12 protein-coding genes are annotated in these 13,784 nt (G+C 40.1%); 7 read left to right on the plus strand and 5 right to left on the minus strand.

What is annotated here, in order from left to right:
- Window positions 1–72: 72 nt before the first annotated feature.
- Entirely contained in the window at window positions 73–915 is an 843-nt protein-coding gene (locus LMH66_RS06095; RefSeq protein WP_102526929.1) for an HDOD domain-containing protein, read from the minus strand.
- A 231-nt stretch (window positions 916–1,146) separates the two neighbouring features.
- On the opposite strand from LMH66_RS06095, the gene yegQ reads away from it, so the two are divergent.
- Both yegQ and LMH66_RS06105 read left to right on the plus strand, forming a co-directional pair.
- On the plus strand, window positions 1,147–2,544 hold the full coding sequence (gene yegQ / locus LMH66_RS06100; RefSeq protein ID WP_229368933.1) for a tRNA 5-hydroxyuridine modification protein YegQ: 1,398 nt from the start codon (window positions 1,147–1,149) through the stop codon (window positions 2,542–2,544).
- Window positions 2,545–2,549: 5 nt separating this feature from the next.
- Window positions 2,550–2,801 (plus strand): YfhL family 4Fe-4S dicluster ferredoxin, encoded by a 252-nt coding sequence (locus LMH66_RS06105; protein WP_229368934.1) that lies wholly within the window; start codon window positions 2,550–2,552, stop codon window positions 2,799–2,801.
- A 127-nt stretch (window positions 2,802–2,928) separates the two neighbouring features.
- On the opposite strand, the gene ubiT is transcribed toward LMH66_RS06105, so the two are convergent.
- Window positions 2,929–3,450, minus strand: coding sequence for a ubiquinone anaerobic biosynthesis accessory factor UbiT (gene ubiT, locus LMH66_RS06110; RefSeq protein ID WP_229368935.1), 522 nt, complete (start codon window positions 3,448–3,450; stop codon window positions 2,929–2,931).
- Between the two features lie 136 nt (window positions 3,451–3,586).
- Here ubiT and ubiU point away from each other — a divergent pair, with 136 nt between their 5' ends.
- Together ubiU and LMH66_RS06120 are read left to right on the plus strand one after the other, a co-directional pair.
- Window positions 3,587–4,588 (plus strand): ubiquinone anaerobic biosynthesis protein UbiU, encoded by a 1,002-nt coding sequence (ubiU, locus tag LMH66_RS06115; protein WP_102526927.1) that lies wholly within the window; start codon window positions 3,587–3,589, stop codon window positions 4,586–4,588.
- Window positions 4,589–4,598: 10 nt separating this feature from the next.
- The gene (locus LMH66_RS06120; RefSeq protein ID WP_229368936.1) at window positions 4,599–5,486 is read left to right on the plus strand and encodes a U32 family peptidase; all 888 of its coding nucleotides are present in this window, start codon (window positions 4,599–4,601) and stop codon (window positions 5,484–5,486) included.
- Window positions 5,487–5,509: 23 nt separating this feature from the next.
- Here the strand turns inward: LMH66_RS06120 and LMH66_RS06125 are convergent, their stop codons facing one another.
- Window positions 5,510–6,217 (minus strand): hypothetical protein, encoded by a 708-nt coding sequence (locus LMH66_RS06125; protein WP_229368937.1) that lies wholly within the window; start codon window positions 6,215–6,217, stop codon window positions 5,510–5,512.
- Window positions 6,218–6,728: 511 nt separating this feature from the next.
- Between LMH66_RS06125 and LMH66_RS06130 the strand changes: the two genes are divergently transcribed.
- Complete coding sequence (locus tag LMH66_RS06130) at window positions 6,729–8,006, plus strand: YjiH family protein (protein WP_102526969.1); 1,278 nt, start codon at window positions 6,729–6,731, stop codon at window positions 8,004–8,006.
- A gap of 292 nt (window positions 8,007–8,298) precedes the next feature.
- Window positions 8,299–8,658, plus strand: coding sequence for a PilZ domain-containing protein (locus LMH66_RS06135; RefSeq protein WP_229368938.1), 360 nt, complete (start codon window positions 8,299–8,301; stop codon window positions 8,656–8,658).
- Window positions 8,659–8,689: 31 nt separating this feature from the next.
- Here LMH66_RS06135 and LMH66_RS06140 read toward each other — a convergent pair whose 3' ends face one another.
- Entirely contained in the window at window positions 8,690–9,541 is an 852-nt protein-coding gene (locus LMH66_RS06140) for a hypothetical protein (RefSeq protein ID WP_229368939.1), read from the minus strand.
- 228 nt (window positions 9,542–9,769) lie between these two features.
- The gene (radA, locus tag LMH66_RS06145; RefSeq protein WP_229368940.1) at window positions 9,770–11,143 is read right to left on the minus strand and encodes a DNA repair protein RadA; all 1,374 of its coding nucleotides are present in this window, start codon (window positions 11,141–11,143) and stop codon (window positions 9,770–9,772) included.
- Window positions 11,144–11,351: 208 nt separating this feature from the next.
- On the opposite strand from radA, the gene LMH66_RS06150 reads away from it, so the two are divergent.
- Window positions 11,352–13,748 (plus strand): PilZ domain-containing protein, encoded by a 2,397-nt coding sequence (locus LMH66_RS06150; RefSeq protein WP_229368941.1) that lies wholly within the window; start codon window positions 11,352–11,354, stop codon window positions 13,746–13,748.
- Window positions 13,749–13,784: the final 36 nt, after the last annotated feature.

A 13,784-nucleotide genomic window follows, 5' to 3' on the forward strand; every position in this document is an offset into this window, starting at 1 on the left:
TTACCGCTCCTTATATAAGTTATTGTTAATAGTCGAGTGTATCGCTTTTAACTAACACACGTAATCGCTTTTTTATTGATAGCTTTGCTTAATGGAATGATAAACTTCTAAAAACTCATCACTCTCTAAATCTTCTGGCGTCACAGGTAGCCCACGAGTTGCGAAAATATCTAAACGCTGCTCAAGTTCCACCCCTGCTCTTAATTCACCAGTGTAATATGCCGCTGAGCGAATAAAGTCTAAGTAAGTCACATTCTCTGGCATGTAATGTAAATCAGCCCAACGCTCTACGACCTCCATGACCTCAGGGGCAAAATCCCATGTTTTTAAAATTGCACGCCCTATAGGTCCTTGCATTTTACGCACTAACCCACGTAATTGTTCAATACTGGTAAATGCATCAGGCTTGGATTCAGCTTCCGACAACACAGGTAACGCACCAATATTATGAACAAGGCCAGCAAGTGTTAACGTTTCAGGATCTAACTTCTTAGTTGGATTGCGCTTATTATAAATCGCTAACATTGCCCCTGAGGATGCGGTCACCTCAATAGAGGTTTGCCATACTTCATCCATCACTTCCCAGACCATTTCATTGGTGGAGATAAATAACTGCTCAAGTGCCACAGAAGTCACGATAGATTTGATTTGTATCAAACCAATTCTATTCACTGCTGCACTGATATTTTCAGCTTTGTTACCTCGGCTATATAAGGCGCTGTTAGCCACTTTAATAATACGAGCTGAAATAGCAGCATCTTGGCCAATAATATCGCCAACTTGCTTCAAACTTGAGTCTGGCTGCGCTACAACTTCCTGCACCCGCATGGCCACTTCAGGCAGTGTTGGAAGCACAAGAGCGTCATCTTTAAGCTTCTTTAATAGCCCGACCAGTAGTTGGTGTTCCGTTGTCATGCATACCGCCTGTAGTTTTTTTGTTATTGCTTTGTGTGGAGTATATCAGCTATGTAATTTATTAGAATAAAGAAAAAGCACTAATCTTTATAATGCTTGTCAATTGTTTAGCCTTCCTTAATTTAGACAAACCCCACAATCACAGAGGAATTATTTGCATTAACCAACCATACTTAAGTAAAATGCCGCCCCCCGCGCTATGCGTGAATTTCCATCAAATTGAGAGTGATTATGTTTAGACCAGAGCTATTGTCTCCAGCAGGAACATTAAAGAACATGCGTTACGCCTTTGCCTATGGTGCAGATGCGGTTTATGCAGGTCAACCTCGCTATAGCTTACGCGTTAGAAACAATGACTTTAAAATGGAAAACCTCGCGATGGGGATCCAAGAAGCGCATGCATTAAATAAAAAGCTATATGTAGTGAGTAACATTGCTCCACATAATGCAAAGCTAAAAACCTATATCCGCGATATGGCACCAGTGATAGATATGAAACCCGATGCGGTCATCATGTCAGATCCAGGTCTTATCATGATGGTTCGTGAAGCCTTCCCAGATCAAACCGTGCATTTATCTGTTCAAGCCAATGCGATTAACTGGGCGTCAGTTAAATTCTGGCAGCAGCAAGGTATTAAGCGCGTTATTTTATCTCGTGAACTCTCTCTTGATGAAATTGAAGAGATTCGTCAGCAATGTCCTGATATTGAATTAGAAGTCTTCGTTCATGGTGCCTTATGTATGGCTTATTCAGGCCGCTGCCTATTGTCAGGTTACATCAATAAGCGCGATCCTAATCAAGGAACATGCACCAACGCGTGTCGCTGGAAATATGATGTCCATGAAGCCAAGCAAACTGAGACTGGCGATATTATTGCGGTTAACCCGCAAGGTATTGTCGATCAAAATGGTGTGCAAATAGAAACGCCGACATTAGGCGCTGGCCAGCCTTCTGATGAAGTAGTATTGCTACAAGAGCCAGGCCGCCCAGGCGAATACATGCCCGCTTATGAAGATGAGCATGGTACATACATCATGAACTCAAAAGATCTTCGCGCGATCCAACATGTTGAACGTCTAACTAAAATGGGCGTTGATTCATTGAAAATTGAAGGCCGTACCAAGTCTTTTTATTATGTGGCACGTACTGCTCAGCTTTATCGTCAAGCAATTGAAGATGCGGTTTCAGGTAAAGATTTTGACCGCACGCTAATGCATAACCTTGAAGGATTAGCGCATCGTGGTTACACCGAAGGCTTCTTGCGTCGCCACGTTCATGATGAGTATCAAAACTACGACTACGGTTACTCTATTAGTGACACACAGCAATTTGTTGGCGAGTTTACCGGAAAGCGCAATGAAGCCGGTGCTGCTGAAATTGATGTTAAAAATAAATTCTTAGTCGGTGACAGTGTTGAAGTGATGACACCACAAGGTAATTTAACCTTAACCATTTCAGAATTAACCAACCGTAAAGGTGAGTCTGTTGAAGCCGGTCTAGGTTCTGGTCACTTCGTATTTTTAGCCGTACCGGACGAAGTAGAATTAGATAAAGCAATTTTGATGCGTAATCTTCCTCAAGGGCAAGATTCTCGTAACCCGCATCAAGCGTCAGCACCTACAGAGTAATTATCATGGCCTTATTAATTGACGACAGCTGTATTAATTGCGACATGTGTGAGCCAGAGTGCCCAAATGAAGCCATTACTATGGGTGAAGAAATATATGAGATAGACCCTGCGCTTTGTACCGAATGTGTAGGGCATTATGACAAGCCGACTTGTATTTCGGTTTGTCCGATTGATTGTATTGATCCTGATCCTGCTCATGCAGAAACGCCGGAAGAACTTAAATATAAGTACCAAGTCATTACAGGTAAGGTTTAACTTCATCTCGCTCAATTAATCTTGACGGCGAAACAATTTCTCCAGCATTAGATATAAAAAAGGCGCTTAGATAGCGCCTTTTTTATTGCTCAAATTTTATCATTTATCATTTATCGATTGGTTCGTTTTATGCAGTTGCAGTGTTGCTGCCATCAGAATAGCTTTGCAAGGTTTGCAAAGTAATGGCTAATTTTTCAATGCTTACTCTCACAGGCTGAGGCAGGGCCTCTAACTCGATACCTAATAATAAGTTCTTCACTTCTAAGCCTAGCTCGGTATCGCCTTCAATCCGTAATTTACGCTGAAAAAATAAGGTATCAGGATCTTCTTTGGCTGCAGCAACCAGTAATAACTCAGGAACATTAGCAGTAAATGTAACATCAGCCTTAGTTAATGAACGTAATAATAATTGGCCATCAAAACTGAGCTCAAAATGTAAGCCAATGTCTTGCACTGAAATCGCAACCCACTTTCCTTTTAAAAAGTCTAATTCGCCAAACTTAATTTGCTCAGATAACGTCAATGTTAGCAACTTAGCTAACACATCCATTTTGAGTTTTTCAGGAACAATTGATAATGATTGAGTGGCCACTTTGGGTGCTAAACCAAGTACATTTTTCGCGAGCTTACTTGAGAAACCGAGAGACATTAAAACTCCTACACTGCCTAGATTTAAATTTAAGCTAGTTTACTCACATTTTATCAATTGAAACCTGTTTCAAATCAATTCATGTGACGTCATTCAACTTTACACTCCCTTGCAACAGCAATTTGAGAGAGAGAAAATGGAACTCTTGTGCCCTGCAGGAAATTTAGCTTCATTAAAAGCCGCTTTTAGAGCTGGTGCAGATGCGGTTTATCTTGGTTTAAAAGATGATACCAATGCCCGCTCATTCGCGGGACTAAATTTCACCCCTGAACAAATAAAACAAGCCACTAAACTGGCACATAGCCAAGGTAGAAAGGTGTTTTTAACATTAAACACCTTCCCAAAACCTGGTGAAGAATCCCGTTGGTATCAAGCGATTGATTTAGCAGCCAACATAGGGATGGATGCGCTGATCACTGCCGATATCTCATTATTGGATTACGCCAGTCGACGCTACCCTCATTTACCCTTGCACCTGTCAGTTCAAGCCAGTGCAACCAATCTAGCCGCATTAGACTTCTATCAGCAGGCTTTCAATATTGAGCGAGCAGTGTTGCCACGGGTGCTATCCATAAAGCAAGTTAAAGACTTAGCTAAAAATAGTACCGTTGATCTTGAAGTTTTTGCCTTTGGCAGCCTATGCATTATGGCCGAAGGCCGTTGTCACTTATCTTCATATGTCACAGGTCAATCACCCAATACGGGTGGTTCGTGCTCTCCTGCAAAACATGTGAGATGGCAAGAACAAGGTGATAAATGTTTAACACGCTTAAATGAAGTACTCATTGATACCTCTGATGTTGATCAGCAATTAGGTTACCCAGTTGTGTGTAAAGGCCGCTATATCGCTGAAAATCAAACACAAGCCAAATACTTACTTGAGTCACCTACAAGCCTTAATACCCTTAGCTTACTGCCACAATTAGCATCAGCAGGGATAAAGTCTTTAAAGATTGAAGGAAGACAGCGCAGCCCTGCCTATGTAGAGCAAGTCACCCGAGTTTGGCGAGAAGCGATTGATAGCTTTTTAACACACCCTGAGTCATTTACAGAGCAAGCTAGATGGAATCAAGTACTCGCTAAAGTTTCTGAAGGGCAAGTCACCACGTTAGGCGCATACGAACGTCAATGGCAGTAAGGTAATAATAATGAAAATATCTCTCGCGCCAGTAAGCTATTGCTGGGATAAAGCCTCTATTGAAGATTTCTATCAACAGGCTGCGAATAGCCAGATTGATACTGTTTATCTTGGTGAAACAGTATGCAGTCGCCGCCGCCTTTTAAAATTCAAAGATTACCTTGAATTGGCACATATGCTCAAAAGCCATGGCAAAAACGTGGTGTTATCGACTATGGCTTTAATTGAAGCACAGTCAGAGTTAACTGAACTTAAAAAGCATATTGATAATGGTGAGTTTAGTATTGAAGCCAATGACATGGCAGCCGTACAACTTGCTAGACAAGCTAATATTCCTTTTATCTGCGGCCCTACGATTAATAACTATAATCGTGCCAGTTTAGACATTTTACAAACCATGGGTATGAAGCGGTTTGTCATGCCCTATGAATTATCAAAAGCTTGGTTAGAAAGTGTCATTAGTGAGCCAACCAAGGCAAGCTTCGAAGTCGAAGTCATGGGCCATGGATATATTCCACTCGCTCATTCGGCTCGTTGTTTTACCGCAAAACATTTTGGTTTGAATAAAGATAACTGCGAAACAATTTGTCAGCAGCACCCTAAAGGGATTTTAGCTCAAACCCAAGAACAACAAGCGCTATTAAGGTTAAATGGTGTACAAACTCAGTCGGCTGCGAATATTGATTTGACCCAAGAGATAATATCGATGCAGCAAATGGGGGTCGATTACTTTAGAGTGTCGCCAAGTAGTCTTGCATGCCTTGATCTTGCCAATGAGCTAACAAACGCACTATCTCATGATGTGGTTGACGATAAATACGAACTGCCTTTCAGTCATATCAACACTCAACAATGTAATGGCTACTGGTTCGGTCAAGCTGGATTAGCGCAAGTGTAATAAGCGCTTAATCGTCAACAGTATCAATTAGCCTTCATTTGTCGGTGGGGTAGAAAATACCACCGGCAAATACTCAACATCCATAGCCACATCGTCACAATACTGCACCAAAATAGAATTGATAACCACCACACTTCCGGTTTGGGTGATTGAGACACTATCGCTTGAAACAACATGCCATCAGATATGGGCTTAGCACCCAAACTTTCACGCCAATACTCATGGGATAAAATGGCGCCATGGATCAGTAAAACAATACCGCTGAATATAAACGGCATGCTCAATGCGGCTTTTCGTTTTATAGCACATTCGATAATACATAAAGCCGCGCTGAAAAATCCAAAGTAGATATAAATAGAAACAGCTTGGATGTGTAAGTGATGCACATTGAGAGGAAATAAGCCGATAGCCGCAAGAGAAATGAACGTGATAATTAAGGATAACCATAATAAGCCACCACTTAACCGATGGCTCATCTGTAAACCAAATATGCAACTCATGGTTAAACTCAAACTGCCAAAAAACAAACCGCCATTAATCAATATCGCAGTGGATGAACGATTATAAGTACCGAGTTCACTCAGAGAAAACTGCAATAAACTGTACTTGTCACCGTACTGTATGTATTCAACTAAAACCGATATTACAATACCCAGAAAAAGACCGAACAGACCAAGCAAACCAAATAGGTAAGCTAATCTAGCAATCTTTTCCGTTTTATTTATTATCACAACTAGGTAAGTTCCTTGTAAATTCGGCTCTATCATACTTAATCATAATTGATAAAACCTCTATCCACGTCTAATGTTTACTAACTTAATTTAATAAAATATCGTAAATCTGCCGAAGTTGAAAACACTTCAAAGTTAAAACAACCGCGCTCAACCTAAATAACACCCACAAAACCCACGCAAAACAATGCTGCAACATTATGATTACAAAGGAATTAATACGTGCATTTACCAACAAAAGCTATAGAATATAGATAAGCAAAATAACTCAATAACTATTCGTTAAAGTGAATAGTTTTACATAGGCTAGATAAGCAGGTAACCTTGCCTCGCTTAACGCATCTTTGAATGGACATTCAGCAGTTTCCCCACCGGACGGTTAGACATAATCAACCATAAAAATTTGGTCAATGGGTAAGGCATATATAAAGTGACTCAAGAAAAACAAAAACATAACATAAAGACAATACTGACCTTTATCATTCCGTCACTGATCGGTTTGTTATTATTCATGACACCGATAAGCTATAACGACGCAATTACGATTCCAATTGCTATCATGTCTAAAGCGGTTCAGAGCCAATTTGCTGAGATTTTACCGCTGATTGTCACCTGTATCGTCGTGTTTATGGCAATCATATCGGTACTTTGTAAAATCATTAAACCTAAACTGGTTCAAGAAAGCGCCTTTTTAAATACCCTACTCAACGTGTCGCCATTTTGGTTAATCGTACGTATTTTGGGTGCTGTATTTATTGTACTGACCTATTTAGAAATTGGATCTGAGGCAATCTATTCTGCTGATACTGGGGCATTAGTACTGAACGACCTTCTTCCAGTGCTATTTTCCGTATTCATTTTCGCTGGAATGTTATTACCTCTGTTACTGAACTTTGGCTTATTAGAATTTTTCGGCACTATGCTGACCAAGCTAATGCGTCCCATCTTCAACTTACCAGGAAGAAGTGCTATCGATTGTATGGCGTCTTGGTTAGGTGATGGCAGCGTTGGTATTTTAATGACCAACAAACAATACGAAACACGTTTATACACTGAACGTGAAGCTGCCGTTATCGGTACGACCTTCTCTGCTGTGTCAATTACCTTTAGTTTAGTCGTAATTTCACAAGTTCAGCTTGAACATTTATTTGTGCCTTTTTACTTAACGGTTTGTTTAGCAGGTTTTGTTGCGGCCATTATTGTGCCTAAATTGCCTCCTTTATCCTGGAAAAAAGATTTATACATAGATAACACGCCTCGTCACCCTGATGATGAAATGATCCCACAGGGACATGGGGTAATGTCTTGGGGCTTTGAGCAAGCACTCAATAAAGCATCTCGTGCTGGTGGCGTTAAACATGTTCTACAAGAAGGTGTTAAGAATGTCGTCGATATGGTGTTTGGTATTATTCCTGTGGTCATGGCCATTGGTACTGTTGCCTTAGTTTTAGCAGAAAATACGCCTATTTTTGATTATTTAGGCATGCCATTTATCCCGTTACTTGAACTGCTACAAATACCTGAAGCTGATGTGGCTTCAACCACCATCGTTGTGGGTTTTGCAGACATGTTCTTACCATCAATTTTAGCCAGCTCTATTGAGTCTGACTTAACCCGCTTTGTGATTGCGGCCCTATCTGTTACTCAGCTCATTTATATGAGTGAAGTTGGCGCGTTATTAATTGGCAGTAAAATCCCAGTAAACTTCTTTGAGTTGTTTGTGGTATTCATTCTACGTACTTTAGTCACACTGCCAGTGATTGCACTGTGTGGTCATTTGTTAGTTTAGTGGTTAACGCCATAATTGACTCAGCTCAACAATCAAATTGAGTATCAGCTAAACACCTTGCTTTAGATAATTAGCAGACTAAAAAGGAGCCTTAGGCTCCTTTTTTACGTTTGCAATAAAACGGCAAACGAGCCATTTGCCTCATGACTATGTTCCAACATAGCGCGTTAACTAAGTCATTATTGGCATTCATTTTTAGATAGCGTATTCTTTATAAATCAAAACAAATTACTGATGACTGTTTACTTCAGCATCTACAATTTGTGAGTTCAGTAAGTGGGTGGAATGTTTTATGGATGAAAGAAGAAAGTTCACACGTACATTATTTGCGGCTACAGCTTCAATCAAGATTGAAGATAAAAGCTATCGTACAGATATTCTAGATTTAAGTATCAAGGGTGCCTTAATTTCAACACCTGATGGACTCGATGCAATAAAGGGGCAAAAAGTGGCATTAAGCTTTTTATTACCTGACTCTGATATCGTGCTAAGCATGGACACGCTCCTTGTTCATAAAGAGGCCAAGCATTTAGGGCTTGAATGCCAGCACATTGATCTAGACAGTATTAGTCACCTTAAACGCATTATTGAACTTAATATTGGCGATGAAGAATTACTGCAACGAGAGCTTGCTCAGCTTGTGAGCATATAGCTCAAAAGGTTCAGCAGATGACTAAGCTTATCTATAACCACCAGCTAGTATCTATTGGTTCTGTCTGTGGGTAATCTTGGTTATCAAGGTAAATAATTTGCCGCTCAGATAACCTCGCTTTCAAAATAGAGTCACTGTAATACTTTAAAAATAACTCTTGGAAAGACAAATCATCCGTGGCTTTATTCAGCCCTTTCTCAATTCTTTCAGCTAATTCTGGTAGCTCTTTATTCACAAAGACATACACTGGTAAGTTATATACAAGCGCAATATTCGGTTCAATCATTAATTCCGGCAACTTACTACTTATGCGTTGTTGCTCTTGCCATACTTCATTGATTCCGCGAGGAAAGTAATCGAAACGTTTGGCATGCAACATTCGATGTAAACTACTTGCAGTGCCAATATCCTGTGTCGGTAATGCATTATGACGTAATACATCGATATCTGCCCAATGGCTGCCAAAGCCTGCGACAAATGATTCACCTAAGTCATGAGTGTTTTTTACCTGGAGAAATTTTTGTTGATTATCTTGATGAATTAACAAAAGCCTGTATCCAAGTAAGCCTTTCAATAATGGAATTTTAACCGGAATAAAGGTTTGTTCACGCTGTTTGCTGGACGCTAGAAAAGCCACATCGACTTCACCCTGCTCCAGCATTTTTAAACCGCGACCTTGAGTGACCTGCTCAGTGAATTGCAAACTTGCTTCAGGATAATCGGCGGCAGTTTTATCAAGTGCCATTTTAAGAAGTTCAATATGATACTGAAAATGGTAATCAGTTTGATATAAACGTAATACTTGGGGAGAAGAGGATTTGGCAGAGGCTTCTGTAACAAAAAAGCAGATAAGCGCAATCAACAATAATTTAAAGTTAAGCAACAACATCATAATCCATTAGTAAAAGTATCCCTTCACGAGTATTCGTTTTCTCAATTGCTATGTCATCACAATTGCTTGCTCACCCTAAAGAGCATGTGTTGAACATGCTGTCACAAGATCAAATATGATTTAGACAGCAAAAGCTCACGTCCTAACGGGTACAATAATTAGGCAAGGAATAATATCGTTTCTGATGTCGCTTGCCTAGTTAAAATTCAAACAAGTGTATTAATTTATCAGTTCAAGTAATTCATGAACCGTTTTAATCGGGTGAATTTTAGCCCCTAAGTTTTCCATCGACTTATGATAATTTCGATGAGGAATATAGATTTCGGTAAAGCCATGTTGCACTGCTTCCTTAACTCTTGGAACACCGCTATCAATTGGCCTGACATCACCATTTAAACTTAACTCACCCATGATACAAGTGGTTCGTGGTACGACAAAATCATTCAGACTGCTTAATAATGCTGTCACAAGTGCTAAATCGATACAGGTCTCTGACTCATCAATTTTCAAACCACCCACAAGGTTAAAGTAAGTATCATGAAAGATTTTGGTACGGGTATGCTTTCGAAGCACCCCTGTGAGCATTTTTATTCGGTTCATGTTCAACCCAACACAGACACGCTGTGGAAACTCGCCTTCAGTTTCAGTGGTCAAACATTGAATCTCTAACAATAAATTACGGTTACCCTTTCGAATACAGGTAATTGCGGCTCCAGGTGACTCAGTACTCGAGCCCGAAAGAAATATTTCACTGGGGTTATCGACACTTATCATACCGCGCTCTGTCATCTTAAAAATACCGACAGTATCGACATCGCCAAAACGGTTTTTATTAGCCCTTAAGGTTCTTATCTGGCCGTCATTGCATTCAATATGGGTGAGACAATCGACAATATGAATTAAGGTTTGCGGCCCTGCGGTTTCATTATTTTTGTTAACATGGGCAACCAAAAACATGGTGACGTTATTTTGTTTACAGTATTGAGTTAACGCTTGGGCACTGCTTTTAACTTGTGATGGTGAACCTGGACTACCATTGGCTAAGTCTGAGACCACTGCTTGGATAGAGTCAATAACAGCAAACTTAATTTGCTTGGCTTCTAACTCTGCAATAATGGCTTCAACATTGGTTTCCGCCATTAGATATAAGTTATCATCGTTATAATTAAGCTTTAAGCGATTCACACGATTTTTAAACTGCGATAGTGACTCTTCAGCAGTACAATAAAGCGATGGCATAACTTGAGACATACGTGCAATCAAATCAGATAAAAGCGTTGTTTTACCTGCGCCAGGATCGCCAGAAATAATATTCACTGAACCCGTCGTTAACCCGCCACATAATACTCTATCGAGTTCGCCAATCCCGGTTAATCGCTTTTGCGCTTCAAACTCTTCAACCTCGGCTAATTTTTTAGAGCCACCACCTACTGAGCCAGCATAGCCAGCAACAGAAGTTGATGATGATTTCACAGCAGCAATACGCACCTCTGAAATCGTATTCCATTCTTGGCATGCACTACATTGTCCTTGCCAACGAGGAAAGTCTTGCCCACATTCATTACACACAAACGCTGTTTTATTCTTTGCCATGCTTCACTGTCATTAAATTAATCAAAAGAAGAGTTTTAGGTCAATAATCAACCAAGCCACATTAAAATGGTATTTTAATAGTTTTATTACTTGCTTTAACAGACACATAAATTAAATTTGTATAAAGTAAGTATTTCGCTAGCCGATAAGACTACCAGTCAGACTTATATTTAGCACCTAGTTCTCGCACCAAAACTGAAAAGAGCCAATGAGCATAGAAGACCATAGTCAGCTAATAGAACAACTCAAACCGCTACTGATGGAACCAGATTTCAAAGGTGTCTTTGAAAAGCTGACTATCGACGAATCTAATTCGACTCGATTTTTGCTCAAAATGGAACTGAATCGCCTTTCTGCTATATGTACCCGAATAATTGATTTACGCGATAAAACAGAATTGCACTGCGAAGAAGTCAGCGTGGCTAAACAGCGTCACTTTCTTGATGAGCCTGCAAAAACTTCATTAGCCCAAGCACTACAAATTTATCGTAACAAGTACACAATCGGTGTTTATGAGCACGTACTTAATGAACATAGACATCGCAAAGAACAATTACGCCTAAATAAGCAAGAACCTGCCATAGAGAGTTCAGAGTTAGTGGTACCTGGTGTTGTCATGGGAAGTTACTTTAATCGCAGTGAAGAACGAATGAACTACTCTATTCGTATCTCAGCTTCTCAAGATGGCGGTGCAGACGTTATCGGTGCGAGCTTAGATCTATCCGTTGGTGGAGCCAGAGTTCGACTGCCAGCTAAGCATCGCTTTGACCAAGACAAACCACTGCGAATTAAGCTATTAGAACTTAACGAAGAATTCTTTTTTGAAGACCTGCAAAACGGTGTCGACTATCAAATTGTCGATATCCAGAATAAAGATGACAGCGCTATTATGCGTTTACGGCGCATGGGTGATAGCGTTGAATTAGATAAAGTGCTCACCCAACTTATCCGTGGCTATAAGTTTCGGTATAAAGTGGATGTTAATGATGTCATCGTTAATGCTACGGGATTAGGTTTTGAGCGTCACTACTTGCCTATGCTGGCACACATGCCGCTGTATATATCAGTAGCTGACGGTAAGCCTTTTATCAGTCACAAGCTGCTAAGTCGTGGCAACCAACCCATTTTGCAGTATTTTCTTGACGAAAAAGAAGTGAGTCAACTCCCCAGCATGTTGACCAATAATCGATTAGTTAACCTACTTAAATACCCCGAAGAAACTGACCACAGTTTATTCTTTTGCTTTACCCACCAAGCCAAAGGTGTGACCCAGTATTTTTCAGCTTCATTGCATGAGCTGAAACAACATAATGCCATGCAGCTATTCTTTGGGTTTGGCGCAGCAAAAGAGAGCTGGCGGATCTATAAGGTCGCGCAACAAAAGGTTGATCATAAATTAAATTATAAAACCTCTACCCTTCCTGGCGATGAAAGCCAGTATTCGGCATTGACCGAACAACAATTGGCAAGGTTTAGTTATATCTTACAGATCGTTGATTTAACTAATGAAGATGTCAGACCTAATTATCGTGCATGGTTTAATGAAGGCGACAACGTCAATTCGCTTAAAATATTTAATCAGCTAAAACTGAAAAAAAATACCGTTAAGCGTTTATCTATGCCATTTAGTGAGCGTAGAAGAGAAGCTCGTTTTGCATTTAAAACCATTATCGAAATTGAGCAAGAAGGCCAAAAGAGCCGTGGTATAACCCATGATATATCCACTCGAGGTTTGCAGTTTACCCTTGAAGATAATACTCAATTTACAAGTCCTGCTGAAGTCAGTCTACACTTTCCAAAGCTGCAAGCTATCGCGGGTAAAACAGAATTAAAGAACCTGCCATATCAATTAATCCGTAGTCGTAATAATCATCAAACATTACATTTATCAGCCATCGTTGGCCACGAGCCTCATGCTGGTGTTGAGTTTATCAATAAGCTTATTAACCACAACCGAGATAAGTTTGAGCAACTATCGGATGATGAAGGTGAGCTTAAAGAGCTCGCTGACGGAATGAAAAATTTACTATTAAGACAACTTGTTGGTGTGCCTTATTTCGTTGAAAAAACCAAAAAATCGGCACAACTGGCTTGTATTGGTATTGGTACTAAAAACGATGAAATTAGCCACCTTTTTGCTGCAGGTTCGACGCAACCACTTAGCTTTAACCTCACACCATTATTTGATGAAGCCCAGTTTAAACAGCACATTATCGACCCTATCAGAGCCATGAAGCCTATTGATGGTGTGGAATACTTTGAAATATTCATGCAAATATCTCGTCAAGGAAGAGGTGCTATTAATATTCAGTCGCAACTGATGAATGATTTTAATAGTCGCAATGCACAAATTAGTTTCATTCACCATGCCCAATCAGTTGGACGTTTTATGGCATTACGCGTTTACTTCGGTGCTACAGAAAAAACCGATATGAGCTATATACGACGTGAAATGGAATATATCACTATCCATGCAAAACATAGAGCTAAGCAACTTGAAGAGCGCCTATGGCAGGTCATCGGCAGCGGAGAACTATTAGATATTACCGCTGAAGTAGAGGTTCGCTTCCCTGAGCTACATATAGAAAATTCAGTTAATAATTAAACTTAACAATTTCTAAGTGTAGCTAAGCTCTGCATA

Source organism: Shewanella sp. 10N.7 (assembly GCF_020806285.1).
Taxonomy (GTDB): domain Bacteria; phylum Pseudomonadota; class Gammaproteobacteria; order Enterobacterales; family Shewanellaceae; genus Shewanella; species Shewanella electrodiphila.